General features: G+C 44.1%; 16 protein-coding genes, 2 tRNA genes and 3 rRNA genes. 6 read left to right on the top strand and 15 right to left on the bottom strand.

Annotated elements, in window-relative coordinates; all coding sequences use genetic code 11:
• Positions 1–205 precede the first annotated feature (205 nt).
• On the top strand, positions 206–463 hold the full coding sequence (locus tag HVMH_RS10510; protein WP_081822760.1) for a VIT1/CCC1 transporter family protein: 258 nt from the start codon (positions 206–208) through the stop codon (positions 461–463).
• A gap of 67 nt (positions 464–530) precedes the next feature.
• A complete protein-coding gene (locus HVMH_RS10515) occupies positions 531–1,682 on the top strand; it encodes a GGDEF domain-containing protein (protein WP_051623107.1) in 1,152 nt (383 codons plus the stop codon).
• Positions 1,683–1,704: 22 nt separating this feature from the next.
• Here HVMH_RS10515 and HVMH_RS10520 read toward each other — a convergent pair whose 3' ends face one another.
• A complete protein-coding gene (locus tag HVMH_RS10520) occupies positions 1,705–3,009 on the bottom strand; it encodes a M16 family metallopeptidase (RefSeq protein WP_232087768.1) in 1,305 nt (434 codons plus the stop codon).
• The gene (locus tag HVMH_RS10525; RefSeq protein ID WP_232087769.1) at positions 3,006–4,397 is read right to left on the bottom strand and encodes a M16 family metallopeptidase; all 1,392 of its coding nucleotides are present in this window, start codon (positions 4,395–4,397) and stop codon (positions 3,006–3,008) included. The genes HVMH_RS10520 and HVMH_RS10525 overlap by 4 nt, the downstream gene beginning before the upstream one ends.
• A 143-nt stretch (positions 4,398–4,540) precedes the next feature.
• On the opposite strand from HVMH_RS10525, the gene ftsY reads away from it, so the two are divergent.
• From ftsY to HVMH_RS10540, 3 genes are read left to right on the top strand one after another with little or no spacing between them, the layout of a single operon-like run.
• Complete coding sequence (ftsY, locus tag HVMH_RS10530; protein WP_029912255.1) at positions 4,541–5,605, top strand: signal recognition particle-docking protein FtsY; 1,065 nt, start codon at positions 4,541–4,543, stop codon at positions 5,603–5,605.
• Positions 5,606–5,610: 5 nt separating this feature from the next.
• A complete protein-coding gene (locus HVMH_RS10535; RefSeq protein ID WP_051623106.1) occupies positions 5,611–6,531 on the top strand; it encodes a DUF2914 domain-containing protein in 921 nt (306 codons plus the stop codon).
• A gap of 5 nt (positions 6,532–6,536) precedes the next feature.
• Positions 6,537–7,196 (top strand): transglycosylase SLT domain-containing protein, encoded by a 660-nt coding sequence (locus tag HVMH_RS10540; protein ID WP_035629807.1) that lies wholly within the window; start codon positions 6,537–6,539, stop codon positions 7,194–7,196.
• Between the two features lie 59 nt (positions 7,197–7,255).
• Here HVMH_RS10540 and fabB read toward each other — a convergent pair whose 3' ends face one another.
• The 9 genes from fabB to HVMH_RS10585 all read right to left on the bottom strand — a co-directional run bounded on the left by fabB (position 7,256) and on the right by HVMH_RS10585 (position 17,239).
• Entirely contained in the window at positions 7,256–8,476 is a 1,221-nt protein-coding gene (fabB, locus tag HVMH_RS10545) for a beta-ketoacyl-ACP synthase I (RefSeq protein ID WP_029912248.1), read from the bottom strand.
• A gap of 2 nt (positions 8,477–8,478) precedes the next feature.
• Positions 8,479–8,994: a 3-hydroxyacyl-[acyl-carrier-protein] dehydratase FabA gene (gene fabA / locus HVMH_RS10550; RefSeq protein WP_029912246.1), complete on the bottom strand. Its 516-nt coding sequence runs from the start codon at positions 8,992–8,994 to the stop codon at positions 8,479–8,481.
• A gap of 158 nt (positions 8,995–9,152) precedes the next feature.
• Positions 9,153–9,267: ribosomal RNA gene (rrf, locus tag HVMH_RS10555) — 5S ribosomal RNA — on the bottom strand.
• Positions 9,268–9,447: 180 nt separating this feature from the next.
• Positions 9,448–12,282 (bottom strand): 23S ribosomal RNA (locus tag HVMH_RS10560).
• Between the two features lie 439 nt (positions 12,283–12,721).
• Positions 12,722–12,797: transfer RNA gene (locus HVMH_RS10565), tRNA-Ala, on the bottom strand.
• A gap of 6 nt (positions 12,798–12,803) precedes the next feature.
• Positions 12,804–12,880: transfer RNA gene (locus HVMH_RS10570), tRNA-Ile, on the bottom strand.
• Positions 12,881–12,952: 72 nt separating this feature from the next.
• Positions 12,953–14,496: ribosomal RNA gene (locus tag HVMH_RS10575) — 16S ribosomal RNA — on the bottom strand.
• Together the 16S, 23S and 5S rRNA genes with 2 tRNA genes alongside form the textbook arrangement of a ribosomal RNA operon.
• Before the next feature lie 570 nt (positions 14,497–15,066).
• Positions 15,067–16,260, bottom strand: a complete 1,194-nt coding sequence (gene tyrS, locus HVMH_RS10580) for a tyrosine--tRNA ligase (protein ID WP_029912244.1) — start codon at positions 16,258–16,260, stop codon at positions 15,067–15,069.
• 31 nt (positions 16,261–16,291) lie between these two features.
• Positions 16,292–17,239 (bottom strand): dihydroorotate dehydrogenase, encoded by a 948-nt coding sequence (locus HVMH_RS10585; protein ID WP_035629053.1) that lies wholly within the window; start codon positions 17,237–17,239, stop codon positions 16,292–16,294.
• 26 nt (positions 17,240–17,265) lie between these two features.
• On the opposite strand from HVMH_RS10585, the gene HVMH_RS10590 reads away from it, so the two are divergent.
• Positions 17,266–17,730, top strand: a complete 465-nt coding sequence (locus HVMH_RS10590; RefSeq protein WP_029912240.1) for a tRNA (cytidine(34)-2'-O)-methyltransferase — start codon at positions 17,266–17,268, stop codon at positions 17,728–17,730.
• Between the two features lie 89 nt (positions 17,731–17,819).
• Here HVMH_RS10590 and HVMH_RS10595 read toward each other — a convergent pair whose 3' ends face one another.
• From HVMH_RS10595 to HVMH_RS10610, 4 genes are read right to left on the bottom strand one after another with little or no spacing between them, the layout of a single operon-like run.
• Positions 17,820–18,836, bottom strand: a complete 1,017-nt coding sequence (locus tag HVMH_RS10595) for an NAD(P)H-dependent glycerol-3-phosphate dehydrogenase (protein ID WP_029912238.1) — start codon at positions 18,834–18,836, stop codon at positions 17,820–17,822.
• 53 nt (positions 18,837–18,889) lie between these two features.
• Positions 18,890–19,348 (bottom strand): protein-export chaperone SecB, encoded by a 459-nt coding sequence (gene secB / locus HVMH_RS10600; protein WP_029912236.1) that lies wholly within the window; start codon positions 19,346–19,348, stop codon positions 18,890–18,892.
• Positions 19,349–19,374: 26 nt separating this feature from the next.
• Positions 19,375–19,650, bottom strand: a complete 276-nt coding sequence (gene grxC / locus HVMH_RS10605; RefSeq protein WP_345917257.1) for a glutaredoxin 3 — start codon at positions 19,648–19,650, stop codon at positions 19,375–19,377.
• Positions 19,650–20,111 (bottom strand): rhodanese-like domain-containing protein, encoded by a 462-nt coding sequence (locus HVMH_RS10610; protein ID WP_029912232.1) that lies wholly within the window; start codon positions 20,109–20,111, stop codon positions 19,650–19,652. Before HVMH_RS10610 ends, grxC begins: the two co-directional genes overlap by 1 nt.
• Positions 20,112–20,171: the final 60 nt, after the last annotated feature.

Below are 20,171 nucleotides of genomic sequence, written 5' to 3' on the forward strand. Positions count from 1 at the left end.
AACGCTTTACAAGACACTCTTCATCAATAGGAACTTTCTGTTTATTTATTCCTTATTAATAAATTTTAAGTAGAATTGAACCAGCCAACTCCAAAGGACACATAAGAATCCCTGAAGGTGAAAAAGAAGAAGTTCTACAAATCTTCCCGCAAAAAGGCTTTCAAAAAAATCAACCCAACTCTGCCGTCGCAGCCCTGGCAACTTTTTGGCATTCATCGCCGTCGGCATAACGCCCTTGATACCCTATTTAATACTAGGTTTAAGTATGACGACACAATTCACTACAAGCTCGTTAATTGCTATGCTCATGTTTTTCTCCATCGGTTTGATGAAAAGCTTATCCCTAGGAAAAATCAAGCTGACTTCCGTCATAAAAACACTGATAATGGGTAGTGCTGCTGCAAGCATTGCTTTTTTGACAGGGTATGGTCTGCAACACCTGTTTGGAATAAGTATGATTTGAAGAATTTTAAACATATTGGCCATATAAAATAATCCTCCATAACCTCTTGGAATATTAAGTCCAAAACATGCTAGAAACAGATTTTCACACATACATTTATGCGTTACATGCCGTTTTAATCACGTCTACAGCAAGTATTCTCCTTGTCATTTTCTCTTTGCAGAACAGAGAACTTCCTGTTGCTTCAATTCGACTGTTCAAATTGTTTTTCTTGTTTGCAATTATCAGTTGGACTTTACTGGCTGCAAGAGACCTTTATGGTCCGACTCACAAGTTCCTACCTCCGGGAACAGGCTATATTATTAGTAGCTTTTTATTGTTGATTGCCGTAAAACAATGCTCTGACGACCTTAAGAAAATTGCATTCATCGCCGGACTTCACATCATCCCGATCTATGCCATATTTCACGCTGAAGGCGCTTTCCAACATATACTGGTTGGTTCAATCTATGCGTTATTTGTTTATCCGATTATCTTCTACGCCTCACTGAAACGCGCCATTAAACTTAAGAATATCGGTAGTGGATTAATTGCACTCAGTGCATTAGTTATCGTCATAACCGCTCCAATCCAACTCTACTTGGCATACGAGTTCAACAGTTTACGTACAGCTTATACCATTGCCTTTACAGCCACGACGACAAGCTTCATCCTTGTTTCCATCGGCTTCCTGACATCAATATTGATTCATGACCATAGGCAACTATTGGACTTGGCGCTCAACGACCCTTTAACGGGCGTTTTAAACCGTAGAGGTCTGACAAAAGCATTGCCTATTATTTTGTCGACAACAGAAGTTCAGCAAACACTATTAAATGTAATCTCGGTTGACATTGATTACTTCAAGCAAGTGAATGACAGCTATGGCCATAAAGTGGGGGACGCTGTTTTAATAGAAGTTGCAAAGGTTCTCCAAGAGACTTCAAGGCAGGGAGACTTAGTGGCTCGCATTGGTGGAGAAGAATTTGTACTGATATTGCCAAGCTTAACCTTAGATGTAACCAAAGACATTGCCGAACGGATAAGGCATAAAATTGAGTCCACACCAATACAGTTTCCTGAATGCGACATTCAGGTCACGGCGAGCTTTGGAATTGCCTCCGCATCTGGCAGGATTAATTTCGACACCTTACTGAAAGAAGCAGATAAGATGCTTTATCAAGCTAAGAACAATGGTAGAAACTGTATTTGCTGCCAAGAAAACCTAGATATGGCTTAACCTGTTTTTAAGCAGGTTTCTTCTACTTTTGCCCAACGGTAACTTGAAGCAAAGCTGGCGGGTGTACATGTTTAGACCAGGCTTTTAAGATATCCTGCTTGGTCACTTTAGAAATGGCTTTCGGAAAACTCTGCAAATAATCCAACGGTAGCCCATAAAACCCTATCATCGAAGCATATGCCAGGAGTTTGCTGTTACTATCCATTCTTAGCGGAAAACCATCAATCAAATTGCTTTTGATGGCTTTCAACTTCTTATCCGAAAACCCTTTCATGAAATGTTCTAACGTTTCTCTAACGACCTTATCTGCCTTTTCTTCATTGGCATTTTTAGTTGATAAACTGATGATAAATGGACCTGCAACTTTCATCGGGACAAAATAACTATACACCCCATAAACCAAGCCGCGTTTTTCACGAACATTCTCCATGAGAAGTGAACTGAAACCACTGCCACCTAAAATCTGATTCCCCACAAATAACGCAGCGTAGTCGGGGTTACCTCGCTCAACACCCATCTGCGCCAAAGCATAATGCGTTTGTGTCGCGGTAAATGGAATGTGAACGACCTCTGCCTTTTCTAGTGGTAATGGAGGTGGCAAAGTGGCTGGCTTTTTACCCTCAGGCAATGCCTGTGTCAGCCGCGTGGCAATTTGCTCAGCTTCCTTTCGGGTAAGTTTACCTACAATGGTTACCTGTGCATTACTGGCAACGTAGTATTGTCGATAAAAGTCTTTCAACGATTGTGCCGTCAATTTTTCCAACGATTGCTGGGTACCTTCAGGTGGATGAGCATAAGGGTGTTTTCCATACAATTCAGACCACAATTTATCAGACATTAGTGCTGATGGCGTGACAGCTTTTTGCTTCAACTGCAAATACAAACGGTTACGCTCCCTATCCAAAATTTCTGGTTTGAATACGGCATTGGATGCCACCTGCTCAAATACTGATAAAGCTTGGTTAAGGATTTGGGGGCGAGTCAATGTTCTGAGGTAAATAGAAGCACTATCTCGCCCGGCATCCGTACCGAACTGTGCGCCAATATTATTGAAGTCAGAGCTGATGACATCCTCTGCCAACTTACTGGTAGAGGTACCTATCAACGCAGACGTCAGATAGGCCAAACCAAATTGATCGCCATCTCTTGCAGAGCCAGCATCGAACTTCAGTTCAACATCCATCATTGGCAATTGATTTGCCTGAACGAAGTATACTCGAGCGCCATTTGATGTATTCCAGTGTTGGATTTTTACAGCAGCTTCCGCAGGAAGTAAAAATAACAGCCCCACTCCTAACAACAGATACAAACTGAATCGTTTCATCATCGAATCCCTCCTGCATTAATCGCCGAAGATCCCGACTGTGTTGGCGCCTTACCGTCCGGCAGCAAAATGCCCAGAGTCATTTTATCTTTAGAGAAATACTTCTTCGCCACCGCTTGAACCTGCTGAGGCGTCACGGTTCTTAAATGTTGAATCCAATGAGCATCGGTATCTGCTGGTAATCCGACAGAAATAGAAGCCCCCAAAACCATCGCTTGAGCCTGGATTGAATCTTGGTGGTAAACATACTGAGCTTCTGTTTGCGCCAGAACTCTATTGAGTTCTTCCGGTTGGATTAGTGTTCGTTGTAGCTTTTCTATTTCTTGCCATAATGCATCTTCAACCTGCTTAGGAGTCACACCTTTGGAAGGCGTTCCCTCCATTAAAAACAAAGTTTCAAGCCGAGACAGCTCATCGTAACCTGCACCAGCACTTGCCAGCTGCTTGCTACCTCTGACCAAATCTTTAGTTAATCGAGAAGAATCATCTCCATCTAGCACATTGCTTAGCACTGAAAGCGCATAAACTTCTTGCTTTTCTTCAAGCGTTTTTGCTGTTGCCAGTGTTGGCACATGAAATCCCATTAAGACACTTGGTACCTTTGTTGCCCCCTTTAAAACAACTTTTCGTTCGCCTTGCTGTGGAATCTCAACTTGAGGCTTAGGCTGCACAATTTTTCCTGATTTATAAACACCGTAATAGTGCTTCGCCAACTTAAGTACTTGCTGAGGCTCTACATCCCCAACGACTACCAATGTCGCATTATTCGGCGCATACCATTTCTGATACCACTGCCTGACATCTTTTGCGGTGTAATGTCGAATATCATTCATCCACCCAATGGTCGGGTGGTGAGGCGGGCTATTAATGAAAGCAATCGCATTAAATTGCTCATATAGTTTACTCGCTGGCTTGTCTTCAATTCGCCAGCGTCGCTCTTCTGTAACAACTTCACGTTCTTTTTGAAAGTCTTTATTTTTTATGACTAAGTTTCTCATTCGGTCAGCTTCCAGCTTCATGACTTCTGCTAAATGCTGTTTACCAACAACCTGATAATAGACCGTATAGTCAGAAGAGGTAAAGGCATTCTCTTGCCCTCCAAGCTTTGCGACTCTCTCAGAGAACTCTCCAGGCTTTAAGATTGTCGTTCCCTTAAACATCATATGCTCCAGCATATGCGAAATGCCGGTCAAACCGTTCTCTTCGTAATTTGAGCCTACCCGATACCAAACTTGCTGAACAACAACTGGCGCACGATGATCTGGTTTGATAACCACCTTCAAACCGTTTTTAAGCTGATACTCAAAAATGCCCGCATCGTTTTTTGCTATCGCAGCAAAACTGGTAAAAGCTAAAATCCCAAAAAACATCCAATGTATCGCAAGCTTCATCGCCTCGAATCCCCTAAAAAAGACCTTGATTTGCTTTATAATAGCCCATATTTATCAACTAAGTATGACCGAAGCTTTGAAAGCCCCCTACGATTACTTAAATCATTTTTCTTGGTGATCACCAAAAAATTTAAGGGAACCAAATGTTCAGTTTTTTAAAACGAAAAGACAACTTAAACAAAGCGTTAGAAGAGAACGCTGAGCAAATGTCTGAAGAAAATGTTTCATATGAAACATTTTCGCAAACTGATGCCCCATCTAAAACCCAGGCAATTACCGAGGAAAAATCTCCCTCGTTCTTCGCCCGCCTAAAATCTGGACTAAAGAAAACAAGGCAAGGCTTTACAGATAATCTTGCTAACTTGATTCTTGGAAAAAAGGAAATAGATGACGAACTCCTTGAAGAACTTGAAATGGTTCTTTTAGGTGCTGACATCGGTGTAGACGCGACGGATAAAATCATCCAGAACCTAACTGAACAAGTCTCCAGAAAAGAACTCAAAGACCCGAAGGCGCTAATAAGTGCTTTAAAACTTCAATTAATGGCGTTACTTGAACCCGTAGCACAGCCTTTAGAAATTGATACCTCGAGCCACAAGCCTTTTGTGATTTTGATGGTCGGCGTCAACGGCGTTGGAAAAACAACCACCATTGGCAAATTGGCTAAGAAGTTCCAAAACGAAGGTAAGTCAGTCATGCTTGCAGCTGGTGATACTTTTCGTGCCGCCGCTGTTGAACAACTTCAAACTTGGGGAGAGCGCAACCAAGTGCCTGTAATCGCGCAAAATACCGGAGCAGACTCTGCTGCGGTTATTTTTGATGCCATCCAGTCTGCAACTGCAAAAAAAATCGATGTCCTTATCGCAGATACCGCGGGCCGATTGCATACTCAATCCAACTTAATGGAAGAATTAAAAAAGGTTAAGCGCGTTATTCAGAAAGTCGATAACTCAGCGCCACACGAAGTTATGTTGGTGCTTGATGCAGGCACAGGGCAAAACGCCATGAACCAGGCTCAACAATTCCATGATGCCATGGAGCTGACAGGTTTGACGCTTACAAAACTTGATGGAACAGCGAAAGGTGGAATTATTTTTGCTCTTGCTGAAAAAACCGGCTTACCTGTCAGATTCATTGGTGTGGGCGAAAGCATTGATGACTTACGAACTTTTAATGCAAAGGACTTTTCAGAAGCCTTATTTGATTAGCTAATATGAAATTGCCAGAAACACAAAATGCCAACCACTTATATGCCTTTAAGAAAGGCTATCGGTTAGCTATGGAAGGCAAATCTTTAACGCTGATGCCCAGTCAGATCAAACTGGACAGCACGATGAAAACACACTTTGAAAGTGGCTGGCACCAGTACCAAGAAGACATTGCCGAGGCATTGGAGAATGAAAAGGAGTCTCCATGGCGTAATAAGGCAATTTGGACGGTCATGGCAATCGTTGCAGGCTTAGCAACTGCAAGCGTCATGATTCATAACGTCCAGCAAGAGAAACAAGCAAGCAAGCCTCAAAAGATCGCTAAGAAAAACGTCACCGCCACTTCTGCAGTAGCGCCACCTTCTCAGCAACCTCAAGCACCCGATCCGGGAGACTTTGGTCTTCTCTCCGCCGCTAAAAATCAAACAAAAAAGCCAAGCTCGCCACAAGAAGAGAAACAATCACCCGCGCAGAAACCTAGCAATGAAAAACCTCATATCTCTTTATCCTTACTCTCACACGATGAGCGAACAGATTTAGAACTATCCAAGCAAGAAGCTACTTCAAATCCACCATTGACCGGAACGCAGTTAATTCAAAGTCCTATTCAAATTCGTAGCGCTGTTTTTACGACTGAAATAGCAAACAGGGAACCAGGAAAAATTTATCAAAACGCCATTCCAAAATTTGTCAGAAAGCTTTATTTCTTCACTCAAATACAAAAGGCGAATGGTGAAGTGCTGTATCACCGTTGGCGTTACAATGGAAAAGTTATGGCTACAATCCCTCTTAAAATTAAAGGGAAAAATTTCCGCACATGGTCAAGCAAACGCCTCAGTAGCGCATGGAGCGGACACTGGGATGTCGAGGTGTTGAACAGCCAGAAGCAGCCTATATACCGAAAAACCTTTATTTATTCACAATGAACGTCATGAATACAGCCTTAAAGACTGCCTTACTACTTACATTCTTTATACTGGTTTCCAGTTGTACTACCAATCCACCTAAACAAACACATGACAATATCTGCCACATTTATGGGTATGATAGCGACTGGGAAGGAGCAGCTAAAGCATCCTCAAAAAGATGGGGCATTCCAGAGTACATCCTAATGGCATTTATCTACCAAGAATCTAGATTTAAGGATGATGCTCAACCCAAACGCGAATACGCACTTGGTATTATCCCGCTACCCAGAGACTCTTCTGCATATGGCTACTCGCAAGCACAGGATCCTGCTTGGTATGAATATCAAAAGTCAACTGGCAACCGCTTTGCGAAACGCACGAACGTTGAGGATTCCTTGGATTTCATAGGATGGTACAACTATCAGTCACACATTAAAAACCGTATTCGAAGGGATGATGCTTACAGGCTCTACCTTGCTTATCATGAAGGACAAGGTGGCTATTCAAGAAAAACCTACCTTAAAAAGAAATGGTTACTGCATGTCGCAACCAAGGTCAAAAACAGAGCTGAGCTTTATAAAAAACAACTTATCGCTTGTCATAAAATTCCACCTGAGAAGGTGATCAAGAAATCTACGCCAAAGAACAAAGGTAAATGTAATGCACCATGGCCCTATTGCTAAACTACAGGCATAAAAAAACCGGCAAATGCCGGTTTTTTTATATCATCACGTTAAGAAAATTAAGCTTTATACTTTTCCACAACGATACATGCATTTGTTCCGCCAAAACCGAAACTGTTACTCATAATACGATTCAAGCCTGCATTTTCAATAACTTCAGTTACGATAGGCATACCTTCACATTCTGGATCAAGGTTTTCAACATTAATTGAAGGTGCAATAAAGTCATTTTCGAGCATGCACAAGCTATATATCAGTTCATGAACGCCTGCCGCACCCAATGAATGACCGGACATCGACTTGGTCGAACTGATTTTAGGAATCTTATCACCAAACACTTCACGGATAGCCGCAGCTTCTTTCGTGTCACCAACTGGAGTCGATGTTCCGTGCGGGTTAATGTAATCCACATCACCATCAACACTTTTCAGCGCCATCTGCATACAACGCACAGCACCTTCACCAGATGGTGCAACCATATCGTAACCATCAGAGTTAGCACCATAGCCAGTTATTTCAGCGTAGATTTTGGCGCCTCGCGCTAGGGCATGCTCCAATTCTTCCACTACAACCATACCGCCACCGCCAGCGATTACAAAACCATCTCGGTCGGTATCGTAGGCCCGAGAAGCTTTTTCTGGAGTGTCATTATATTTTGAAGACAATGCACCCATCGCATCAAACAATACCGACATTGTCCAATGAAGCTCTTCACCACCACCTGCAAAAACAATATCTTGTTTTCCAAGTTGAATTTGCTCAACTGCAGTACCTACACAGTGCGCAGAAGTTGAACACGCAGAACTGATTGAATAGTTAATACCTTTAATCTTGAATGGCGTTGCCAAACATGCCGAAACAGTTGACCCCATAGTACGGGTAACCATATAAGGTCCTACACGTTTAACGCCTTTGGTTTTAGCAATTTCAACTGCATCAGTGGCATTAGAGTTAGAACCACCGCCAGAACCTGCAACCAGTCCAGTTCTAGGATTTGAAATTTGGTCTTCACTTAAGCCTGAGTCTTCAACAGCTTGCTTCATTGCAATATAACTGTAAGCCGCCGCATCACCCATAAAACGTAGTTGTTTTCTGTCAATGTGTTCCTGGAAGCTCAAGTCTTTGATAGCTCCGTGGACTTGGGATCTCATTCCATTTTCAGCATACTCTGGGGCAAATACTATACCTGACTTACCTTTTCGCAGTGAATTGGTAACTTCATCTTTATTATTCCCTAGGCTTGAAACAACGCCTATACCTGTGATGACTACTCGCTTCATAATTAGAAAGAATCCGTATTAGTAAACAAACCGACCTTTAAATCAGCCGCAGAATAAATTTCTTTTCCGTCAACAAACATGTGTGCATCAGCAATACCCATGTATAGCTTCCTTTTGATCACACGTTTCATATCAATTACATATTCAACTTTTTTGGCAGTTGGTAAAACTTGTCCATAAAATTTAACTTCACCTGAGCCAAGAGCACGACCTCGTCCAGGCCCACCTGTCCAACCTAGGAAAAAGCCGATCAACTGCCACATGGCATCCAAGCCCAAACAACCAGGCATAACAGGGTCGTTGTTGAAATGACATTCAAAAAACCACAAATCACTAGTGACATCTAACTCAGCTCTAATTTGCCCCTTGCCAAAAGCTCCACCTTCTTCTGAAATATGGGAGATTCGATCAAACATTAACATCGGAGGCAATGGAAGTTGCGCATTACCTGGGCCGAATAATTCTCCTCGACCACATTTCAATAATTCTTCTTTAGTATAGCTAGACTGCTGTTCCATGTAGTTTCCATTTTATAAAATTGTATCGGTATTATACAGAGGCGAGAAAACGAATACAAATTACTAAAAACCTAGAAAGGATAATCGTTTAAGGAATTGATTTTTGTTAATTTATGGTTAAAAAAAAACCACTCAAAAGAGTGGTTTTTAGAATATAAGCTTGGAGATGACCTACTCTCACATGGCACCTGCCACACTACCATCGGCGCTGAGACGTTTCACTACTGAGTTCGGAATGGGATCAGGTGGTTCCATCTCGCTATGGTCCCCAAGCAATTTGGTTATGTAGAATGAAGAAAATCTCTCACTCACCCTACTGAATTTGGAATCAATCTCTGTTAGAGCACAGTTTACTGTTGGTAAACACTATCTCAATTGTGTCTTTTCTAGTCTTGTCTACTCAAGCTCAAACATGTCATCTTAGTCTTTCGTCTAAGGATACTTTTGAGTTGTATAGTTAAGCCTCACGGGTAATTAGTACTGGTTAGCTTCATACATTACTGCACTTCCACACCCAGCCTATCAACGTCATAGTCTTTAACGGCCCTTTAGAAGACTTAAAGTCTAGGGAGAACTTATCTTGAGGCGGGTTTCCCGCTTAGATGCTTTCAGCGGTTATCCCTTCCGATCATAGCTACCCAGCAATGCCATTGGCATGACAACTGGAACACCAGCGGATCGTCCACTCCGGTCCTCTCGTACTAGGAGCAGCCCCTCTCAATTCTCCAACGCCCACGGCAGATAGGGACCGAACTGTCTCACGACGTTCTAAACCCAGCTCGCGTACCACTTTAAATGGCGAACAGCCATACCCTTGGGACCGACTTCAGCCCCAGGATGTGATGAGCCGACATCGAGGTGCCAAACACCGCCGTCGATATGAACTCTTGGGCGGTATCAGCCTGTTATCCCCGGAGTACCTTTTATCCGTTGAGCGATGGCCCTTCCACACAGAACCACCGGATCACTAGAACCTGCTTTCGCACCTGCTCGACGTGTCTGTCTCGCAGTCAATCACCCTTATACTCTTGCGCTCATTGCACGATGTCCGACCGTGCTGAGGGTAACTTCGCGCTCCTCCGTTACACTTTAGGAGGAGACCGCCCCAGTCAAACTACCCACCATACACTGTCCCTGACCAGGATTCACTGGCCTAGGTTAGAACCTCAATAATATCAGGGTGGTATTTCAAGGATGGCTCCACAATAACTGGCGTTACTGCTTCAAAGCCTCCCACCTATCCTACACAGATAGTATCAAAGTCCAGTGCAAAGCTGTAGTAAAGGTTCACGGGGTCTTTCCGTCTAGCCGCGGGTACACAGCATCTTAACTGCGAGTTCAATTTCGCTGAGTCTCGGGTGGAGACAGTGTGGCCATCATTACGCCATTCGTGCAGGTCGGAACTTACCCGACAAGGAATTTCGCTACCTTAGGACCGTTATAGTTACGGCCGCCGTTTACCGGGGCTTCGATCAAGAGCTTCGCATAAGCTAACCCCATCAATTAACCTTCCGGCACCGGGCAGGCGTCACACCGTATACGTCATCTTTCGATTTTGCACAGTGCTATGTTTTTAGTAAACAGTTGCAGCCACCTGGTCTCTGCGGCCCAATCGCTTGGGCATACCTTCTCCCGAAGTTACGGTATCATTTTGCCTAGTTCCTTCACCCGAGTTCTCTCAAGCGCCTTGGAATTCTCATCCTGACCACCTGTGTCGGTTTGGGGTACGATTCTTTATTACCTGAAGCTTAGAAGCTTTTCTTGGAAGCATGGCATCAACAACTTCGTCCAAAATAGGACTCCTCATCACGCCTCAGCATTAAGATCCCGGATTTGCCTAAGATCTCTGCCTAAACGCTTGAACTTGCAACCAACAGCAAGCTTGCCTAGCCTTCTCCGTCCCTCCATCGCAGTAATAAAAAGTACAGGAATATTAACCTGTTTCCCATCGACTACGCCTTTCGGCCTCGCCTTAGGGGTCGACTAACCCTACGTCGATTAACGTTGCGTAGGAACCCTTGGTCTTTCGGCGAGGGAGCTTTTCACTCCCTTTGTCGCTACTCATGTCAGCATTCGCACTCGTGATACCTCCAGGATGCTTTACAACACCCCTTCGCAGGCTTACACGACGCTCCTCTACCATGCCATAAATGGCATCCGCAGCTTCGGTACACTATTTAGCCCCGTTAAATCTTCGGCGCAGGCCGACTCGATCAGTGAGCTATTACGCTTTCTTTAAAGGGTGGCTGCTTCTAAGCCAACCTCCTGACTGTCTAAGCCTTCCCACATCCTTTCCCACTTAATAGTGTTTAGGGACCTTAGCTGGCGGTCTGGGTTGTTTCCCTCTTGACTACGGACGTTAGCACCCGCAGTCTGTCTCCCATGATTGCACTTCTTGGTATTCGGAGTTTGCAATGGGCTGCTAAGCCTTGACGGCCCGCTAGACCATAACAGTGCTCTACCCCCAAGAGTGATACATGAGGCTCTACCTAAATAGATTTCGAGGAGAACCAGCTATCTCCGAGCTTGATTAGCCTTTCACTCCGATCCACAGCTCATCCCCGCATTTTTCAACATACGTGGGTTCGGTCCTCCAGTACCTGTTACGGCACCTTCAACCTGGCCATGGATAGATCGCCCGGTTTCGGGTCTACGCCATGCTACTAATCGCCCATTTAAGACTCGGTTTCCCTTCGGCTCCCTTATTCAGTTAACCTTGCAACATAACGTAAGTCGCTGACCCATTATACAAAAGGTACGCGGTCACACCACGAAGGTGCTCCCACTGCTTGTACGTATACGGTTTCAGGTTCTATTTCACTCCCCTTCCGGGGTTCTTTTCGCCTTTCCCTCACGGTACTGGTTCACTATCGGTCGGTAGAGAGTATTTAGCCTTGGAGGGTGGTCCCCCCATATTCAGACAGAATTTCACGTGTTCCGTCCTACTCGAATAACACTTAATAAGATTTCGCATACAGGACTATCACCTTGTATCGTCACACTTTCCAGAGTGTTCTGCTATCTTAATAAATGCTTTAGGGCTGGTCCCCGTTCGCTCGCCGCTACTTAGGGAATCTCGGTTGATTTCTTTTCCTCCGGGTACTTAGATGTTTCAGTTCTCCGGGTTAGCCTCCCACAAGGGGATATCCATAAAGGATGGGTTTTCCCATTCGGAAATCCACGGATCAAAGCTTGTTTACTAACTCCCCGTGGCTTATCGCAAGTTACTACGTCCTTCGTCGCCTTCTACCGCCTAGGCATCCACCGTATACGCTTAGTCACTTAACTATACAACTCAAAAATAACCTTGACCTTTTGTGTTGCTTCCATCCCTTCAACTCTTTAAACACCTGCTAGAGTATTTAAAAATCCAGAATTTCTACAATCAAAGCCTAGTGAATTGCTGTAACTAAAAGTTTATCGCTGACATGTTTCGCTTGAGTAGACTCAGTGTTGATCTTTCGATCTTCACTAAAACTAAAATTGACTCAATTAAGACATTGTTACCTAGTACATCAATTAAGTTGAATTGCTTCTTCTTAATCAATGACTATTACTACGCACGAACCCGTTGGAGCAGGTTCGTGCTCCTATGACATGTCGGTGTCATAGGTTTCTCTTTTTCAGAGATTGATCCAAATTGTTAAAGAACTTCTTCAGTTATATTGTTACCAATATCACTGCTAATAATTTCTGATACTTACTCAGACTTTATTCACCGTAATATTGGTGGAGCTATGCGGGATCGAACCGCAGACCTCCTGCGTGCAAGGCAGGCGCTCTCCCAGCTGAGCTATAGCCCCAAGTCATGGTGGGTCTGGGTGGATTTGAACCACCGACCTCACCCTTATCAGGGGTGCGCTCTAACCAACTGAGCTACAGACCCAGGTCTTTTCTTCTAGTAATACAGAGACAATTTATGTGGAAGCCAGCTTAAGCTCGCAGTCACTTTTTTCTTAAAGGAGGTGATCCAGCCGCAGGTTCCCCTACGGCTACCTTGTTACGACTTCACCCCAGTCATGAATCACAAAGTGGTAAGCGCCCTCCCGAAGGTTAGACTACCTACTTCTTTTGCAACCCACTCCCATGGTGTGACGGGCGGTGTGTACAAGGCCCGGGAACGTATTCACCGTGACATTCTGATTCACGATTACTAGCGATTCCGACTTCATGGAGTCGAGTTGCAGACTCCAATCCGGACTACGAAGGGTTTTATGAGATTCGCGCACTGTCGCCAGCTAGCTGCTCTTTGTACCCCCCATTGTAGCACGTGTGTAGCCCATCCCATAAGGGCCATGATGACTTGACGTCGTCCCCGCCTTCCTCCGGTTTATCACCGGCAGTCTCTTTAGAGTTCTCAACTAAATGGTAGCAACTAAAGATAAGGGTTGCGCTCGTTGCGGGACTTAACCCAACATCTCACGACACGAGCTGACGACAGCCATGCAGCACCTGTCACTGCGTTCCCGAAGGCACCAATCTATCTCTAGAAAGTTCGCAGGATGTCAAGGGATGGTAAGGTTCTTCGCGTTGCATCGAATTAAACCACATGCTCCACCGCTTGTGCGGGCCCCCGTCAATTCCTTTGAGTTTTAATCTTGCGACCGTACTCCCCAGGCGGTCAACTTATCGCGTTAGCTGCGCTACTAACCTTTTTAATAAGGCCAACAGCTAGTTGACATCGTTTACGGCGTGGACTACCGGGGTATCTAATCCCGTTCGCTACCCACGCTTTCGCACCTCAGCGTCAGTTTTAAGCCAGGAAGGCGCCTTCGCCACTGATGTTCCTCCAGATATCTACGCATTTCACTGCTACACCTGGAATTCCCCTTCCCTCTCTTAAACTCTAGATTGCCAGTATCGGATGCAATTCCTAGGTTGAGCCCAGGGCTTTCACAACCGACTTAACAGTCCGCCTACGCGCGCTTTACGCCCAGTAATTCCGAATAACGCTTGCACCCTCTGTATTACCGCGGCTGCTGGCACAGAGTTAGCCGGTGCTTCTTCTAAAGTTAACGTCACACTAAGCAGGTATTAACTACTTAGCTTTCCTCACAATTGAAAGTGCTTTACAACCCTCAGGCCTTCTTCACACACGCGGCATGGCTGCATCAAGGTTTCCCTCATTGTGCAATATTCCCCACTGCTGCCTCCCGTAGGAGTCTGGGCCGTGTCTCAGTCCCAGTGTGGCTGATCATCCTCTCAAACCAGCTATAGATCGTCGCCTTGGTAGGCCTTTACCCTACCAACTAGCTAATCTAATATGGGCTCATCCTCTAGCGATACCTTCCAAGGAGAGGGCACCTTTAATCCGTAGATCACATTCGGTATTAGCATACGTTTCCATATGTTGTCCCCAACTAGAGGGCAGATTCCCATACATTACTCACCCGTCCGCCACTCGTCAGCAAGAAAGCAAGCTTTCTCCTGTTACCGTTCGACTTGCATGTGTTAAGCCTGCCGCCAGCGTTCATTCTGAGCCAGGATCAAACTCTTCAGTTTAATCTTTTGACTTGTTTTTTTAATTGCTTGTCTGCAACACAAATTAAACACTCGAAATTAACAAGGTACATGTATTATTAAATACCTAAGTATTCAACAATTAACCATATACATAGTTGTCGAGATATTTATGTTTTTAGCAACTACTTACTTAAGTAGCTCCCACATAAATTATCTCTGTATTACCTGATTTTTAAAGAACTAAGTCCGGCAAAAAGACTCGAATTTTCCAAGCATTTTTGCTGTCGTTAAGCTGTGAATTATAGCTTTATTTTCTCTAACTCGTCAACTTAATTTTTCCGTTTTTTGAAAAATTTTAACTCGATCTTTTCAAAAAACACCCGATTCAAACTTCTAAACTTTCAATCGGTTTTTAACTTCTTTCAGAGTGTCTCCGAAAGAGATGCGTATTCTAATCACTCTGGAAATCTTTGCAAGCCCTATCACTAACTTTTTTACAGTTTTTTTACGTTTTCTACCACCCAACCAAAACTATCAACAACTTACAAACTCCTCATACGAAAAAACCGCCATTTAGCGGTTTTTCCAAATACCCAACCTGGCAGATTTTTAACAGTTAATCGTCACTCGTGCAAACTTTCGCTTACCAACTTGGTAAACCTGCTTCTCACAAGCTTCAACCGTAACACGACCATCTTCGATTTTTTCGCCATTCAATTTAACAGCGCCTTGTTTAATCATACGATGTGCATCTGAAGTCGAACCAACCAAGCCAGCTTCTTTTAATAAATTCGCTAACGGCATTGCTTCGTTAAACGTAAATTCCGGCATTTCATCTGGAATTGCATTTTTCGAGAACTTGGTTTCAAAGTCTTTTAATGCAGATTGTGCCGCTTCAGCAGAATGGAAGCGTTCGATCAATTCAAGCGCCAACTTAATTTTAACGTTTCTTGGGTTTTCACCATTCTCAACAGAACGCTTCAATTCTTCTATTTCTTCCAAGGACAAGAAAGACAACAATTCATAATAGCGCCACATCAATTCGTCAGAGACAGACATGACTTTACCAAACATATCATTCGGCTCGTCTTTAATACCAATATAGTTACCCAATGATTTGGACATCTTTTGCACGCCATCCAAACCTTCAAGAATTGGCATAGTCAAAGTACATTGCGGCTTTTTGCCAAAGTGTGACTGCAGCGTACGCCCCATCAATAAGTTAAACTTCTGATCCGTTCCACCCAACTCGATATCAGCATCCATCGCAACAGAGTCATAACCTTGCACCAATGGATATAAAAACTCATGGATGGCAATTGGCGTTCCAGACTTGTAGCGGTCTTCAAAGTCATTACGCTCCAACATACGCGCAACGGTTTGTGTGGCTGCCAACTTAATCATATCTGCCGCTGTCATTTGCCCCATCCACTCGGAATTAAACATGACCGTGGTTTTTGCTGGATCAAGAATTTTAAAGACCTGTTCTTTATAAGTCTCTGCGTTCTTCTCAATTGCTTCTGGCGATAGCGGCGGGCGCGTAGCACTCTTTCCAGTAGGATCACCAATCATCGCAGTGAAGTCACCAATCAAGAACAACACTTCGTGCCCTAAATCCTGAAACTGCTTAAGCTTATTAATTAACACGGTATGACCCAAGTGCAAATCAGGTGCTGTCGGATCAAAGCCTGCTTTTACTCGCAAAGGCTTACCTGATTCCAACTTCTCAATCAGCTCTTTTTCAACCAAAATCTCTTCTGCGCCACGTTTAATAATGGCCAACTGTTCTTCTACTGACTTCATTTCTTTACTTTAAATTAAATACTAAAAATTCTTAACCACAAAGGACAGTGTCGGTATTCAAAGCCAACTTACCTGTCATCTCCGATACGCTTGTATAACCATGCTGCTGCATGTAGCGCGCAATGCCTTTGTTCACTTTTTTCGCCAACAAAGGATCTTTTGCCATAGCGGTGCCGATCGCAACCATGGACGCACCTGCCAAGAAAAACTCGATCGCATCTTCAGCAGAGGCAATACCTCCTAACCCAATAATCGGCACATTATACTGTTTTGCAACTTGGTAAACCTGATGAACCTTAAGCAACGCGACAGGCTTTACTGCAGGACCGGAAAGACCACCTTGATTATTTCCCAGCGTCGGCTTACCTGTGTGAATATCTATCTGCATTCCCATCAAGGTATTGATAGCCGACAACATATCCGCGCCCGCATCAATAACACGCCTTGCACCTTCTGCAATGTCCGTCTGATTTGGCGACAACTTCACAATTAAAGGTTTTGTCGTACTTGCACGGCAAGCTTCAACCACCTTTGCCGCCATATCAGGATCGTTTCCAAAAGCAGCCCCGCCTTTTTTGACGTTCGGACAGGAAATATTCACTTCAATCGCTGGCAAATCGGTTTGATCAAACAAACGCACTACTTCTGCATATTCTTCAATAGATGAACCAGACACATTAATAATGAATCGCGACTCATCCATGTTCAGCTTAGGCAAATATTGTTCAATGACCGCCTTAGCACCGGGGTTTTGCAAACCAATTGAATTGAGCAAACCGCAAGGAGACTCCATCACCCTTTCAGGTTTGTTGCCCAACTTAGGCTCCAAAGTAGTCCCCTTCAGAAACACCGCCCCCACATCTCTATTGGAAAAACCGGAAACAGACTGGTATTCTATGCCGTAGCCAGCATTCCCGGAGGCCATGCCCACCGGATTATTAAAATGAATGCCGCACAAATTTACCGATAAATCCATCAACTCTCGATCCTAAAAAACATTTACCTATGATTCACATCATCTTGTATGAACCGGAAATTCCACAAAACACTGGGGCGTTAATTCGTTTGAGCGCAAACATGGGCGCGCATCTTCACCTGATCAAACCTTACGCTTTTGACTTAAGCGAAAAAAAGGTGCGCCGCGCAGGACTGGATTACCATGAGCTTGCAAACCTTCATGAGCACGAAACGCTCGAAGACTGCATTCATAGCGTACAACCCAACCGCGTTTTTGCTTTAACCACCAAAACGACTCGCTATTATACCGAACCTACGTTTGTTGACGAAGATGCTTTTTTGTTTGGCCCTGAAAGCAGAGGACTACCCTTGGATGTCATCAACAGCCTACCTGAAGAACAGCGACTAACCATCCCTATGGTTCCTGGCGGGCGCAGCCTAAATCTCGCCAATGCTGTTTCAGTTATGGCTTATGAGGCTTGGCGCCAACTTAACTTCTGCATGCCGAAATAGGCATTTCAAAACACAAAAATCTGCCAGGTTGGGTATAGATACTTAAACACCCAACCTGGCAGATTTTAATCAACTCAAGGCTTGGGTACCTAAGACTCGGCTTTTAACTCTCTTGCCAACAAATGCTCTGCTGCTTCCTTAGCCGTGATATTTCCTTCCACTAACTGATACACCTGCTCAGCAATTGGAAGATCCAAGCCTTTTTCATCGGCAATGGCCTTAACCACTCTCACCGCTTTGACACCTTCTACCACTTGCCCGATTTCCTGCTGCGCACTTTCAGAAGTTTGCTTTGGCGACGCCAACTTCAAACCAAACTGACGGTTACGTGATAGATTATCAGTACAAGTCAACACTAAGTCTCCAAGCCCCGCCAACCCCATTAGTGTTTCTGGTGTCGCACCGTATAATCCGGCAAAACGCATCATCTCCGCCATCCCTCTGGAAATAATCGCCGCACGTGCATTTGCCCCTAAGTGCAACCCATCACTAACACCGGTAGCGATTGCCATAATGTTTTTGTAAGCGCCACCGACTTCAACACCGGCAATATCGCCTTGGGTATACATACGAAATGCATCATGATGAAACAAGCTCGCCCAATAAGCAGCTTCCTGCTCATCGGTTGACGCGCTCACCATGGCTGTCGGTAACCCTTTTGCAACTTCTGCTGCAAAGGTAGGACCTGAAAGCACAGTGTAATGGCAATCTTTACACAACTCTTGCTTTGCAATCTCATGCAAAAGTTTCTTGCTTTCCGGCTCAAAACCTTTGGTTGCCCAGGCAATATGCTTCTCGGAAACATCAACCATACTCGAAACTTGGCTTAGTACCTGGCGAAAGACATGACTTGGCACCACCACCAAAATGGCATCCGCGCTTTCAAGACTGGAGGCGAGATCACTTACCACTCGAAGACTGTCTGGAAAATGGACTTGAGGTAAATATTTTTGGTTTTTGCGCTCTTGCGTCAAACTCTGGGTATGCACATCACTATGTGCCCAGAGAGATACTGACTGCCCGGAGCGTGACAAATGAATAGCCAAGGCTGTTCCCCATGCACCTGCACCGAGAACAACGACGTTTTGCACTTTTTTTTGTGACATAAACTCGCGCTCAACTATTCAAAACTGATTTTAGTGAAACACCTTTCACCAAATTATTGTTGCATCCCTTGAGCTTGTTGCTCTAAATGACTTGCAAACATTGCATCGAAATTAACTGGTTCCAAAATCAACTGCGGGAAGCCACCTTTTGCGACCAAGCTCGAAATGGTTTCACGCGCATAAGGAAATAACGCAGCTGGACACTGAGAAGCCAACAAGTACTGAATTTCTTGTTCATTAAAACCTTCAAGCGTAAAAATACCCGCTTGCTCAACTTCACATAAAAATGCTGTTGCATCGTCAATCATGGTGGTCGCTGTCACGCGAATCAATACATGATAGGCCCCTTCTTCCAAAACATCCGTTTCAACATTTAAGTCAACATCAAGCTTAGGCTGAAACTCATGAAGAAAAACTTCAGGGGTTTTTGGCGATTCAAAAGAGATGTTTTTCGTGTAAATTTTTTGGATTTGAAAATGCTGCTGCACTTCAGTTTGGTTATTTTCAGACATGTAAACTCTATTTCCTATTCTTTTACTTAAGCATTTTCAGCAAGGATTTTATCCAACTCACCAGAACGATCCACAACAGACAAGTCATCAAACCCACCAACATGGTGTTCTCCGATGAAAATCTGTGGAACAGTACTGCGACCACTCTTCTCTTGCATCGCAGCCCAAAGAGCAGAGTCACCACCAACGTTAATTTCGTTATAGGTTAGGCCTTTGCCGTTCAGTAAGTTTTTCGCCATATTACAGTATGGGCAGGTTGACGTTAGGTAAATCGTAATTTCCGGCATCGCTTTTTCCGACATTACACGCCCTCCTTTTTATTGTTTTTTTTTAACTGCTTTTTCGACACTTGTTTATTGACCGGGAGCCCCGCGCTTTTCCAAGACATAATGCCGCCACTTAGGTTATGCACCTTGGTAAAGCCCTGCTTGACCAACATTCTGGCAACACCTGCAGAACGTGCGCCTGATTGACAGTAGATCAAAATATCATCAGCTTTATGAGACTCTAAACTTGAGAGCCTTTTAGAAATATCGGTAGATGAGATATTCTCTGCTTCGCCGATAAATCCACTTTTATATTCTCCATCCGTGCGCACGTCCAAAACCCAAGCACCATTGTTATATAACCTGACCGCTTCATCAGCATTTACAGACTTATAACCGGACATCTTATCGCCAAAATAGCTGTAGCCAAGCATTATCACAATGACTGCTAATGCGATAAACAAAAACGGCTGTTCGTGCACAAACTCAATAAACATCAAAGTTCCTTTAACAAATGATTCATTTCAAAGCTAATGATTTTAACAATGAAACTCGTT

The organism is Hydrogenovibrio marinus (genome assembly GCF_013340845.1).
GTDB lineage: Bacteria > Pseudomonadota > Gammaproteobacteria > Thiomicrospirales > Thiomicrospiraceae > Hydrogenovibrio > Hydrogenovibrio marinus.

What these genes read in the sequence shown, in the direction of transcription:
- HVMH_RS10610 (WP_029912232.1), bottom strand. Translation starts at nt 20,111, where the DNA reads ATGTTTATTGAGTTTGTGCACGAACAGCCGTTTTTGTTTATCGCATTA.
- fabB (WP_029912248.1), bottom strand. Translation starts at nt 8,476, where the DNA reads ATGAAGCGAGTAGTCATCACAGGTATAGGCGTTGTTTCAAGCCTAGGG.
- HVMH_RS10520 (WP_232087768.1), bottom strand. Translation starts at nt 3,009, where the DNA reads ATGATGAAACGATTCAGTTTGTATCTGTTGTTAGGAGTGGGGCTGTTA.
- HVMH_RS10515 (WP_051623107.1), top strand. Translation starts at nt 531, where the DNA reads ATGCTAGAAACAGATTTTCACACATACATTTATGCGTTACATGCCGTT.
- HVMH_RS10595 (WP_029912238.1), bottom strand. Translation starts at nt 18,836, where the DNA reads ATGTCACAAAAAAAAGTGCAAAACGTCGTTGTTCTCGGTGCAGGTGCA.
- HVMH_RS10540 (WP_035629807.1), top strand. Translation starts at nt 6,537, where the DNA reads ATGAATACAGCCTTAAAGACTGCCTTACTACTTACATTCTTTATACTG.
- HVMH_RS10525 (WP_232087769.1), bottom strand. Translation starts at nt 4,397, where the DNA reads ATGAAGCTTGCGATACATTGGATGTTTTTTGGGATTTTAGCTTTTACC.
- fabA (WP_029912246.1), bottom strand. Translation starts at nt 8,994, where the DNA reads ATGGAACAGCAGTCTAGCTATACTAAAGAAGAATTATTGAAATGTGGT.
- grxC (WP_345917257.1), bottom strand. Translation starts at nt 19,650, where the DNA reads ATGTCGGAAAAAGCGATGCCGGAAATTACGATTTACCTAACGTCAACC.
- ftsY (WP_029912255.1), top strand. Translation starts at nt 4,541, where the DNA reads ATGTTCAGTTTTTTAAAACGAAAAGACAACTTAAACAAAGCGTTAGAA.
- HVMH_RS10535 (WP_051623106.1), top strand. Translation starts at nt 5,611, where the DNA reads ATGAAATTGCCAGAAACACAAAATGCCAACCACTTATATGCCTTTAAG.
- tyrS (WP_029912244.1), bottom strand. Translation starts at nt 16,260, where the DNA reads ATGAAGTCAGTAGAAGAACAGTTGGCCATTATTAAACGTGGCGCAGAA.
- HVMH_RS10590 (WP_029912240.1), top strand. Translation starts at nt 17,266, where the DNA reads ATGATTCACATCATCTTGTATGAACCGGAAATTCCACAAAACACTGGG.
- secB (WP_029912236.1), bottom strand. Translation starts at nt 19,348, where the DNA reads ATGTCTGAAAATAACCAAACTGAAGTGCAGCAGCATTTTCAAATCCAA.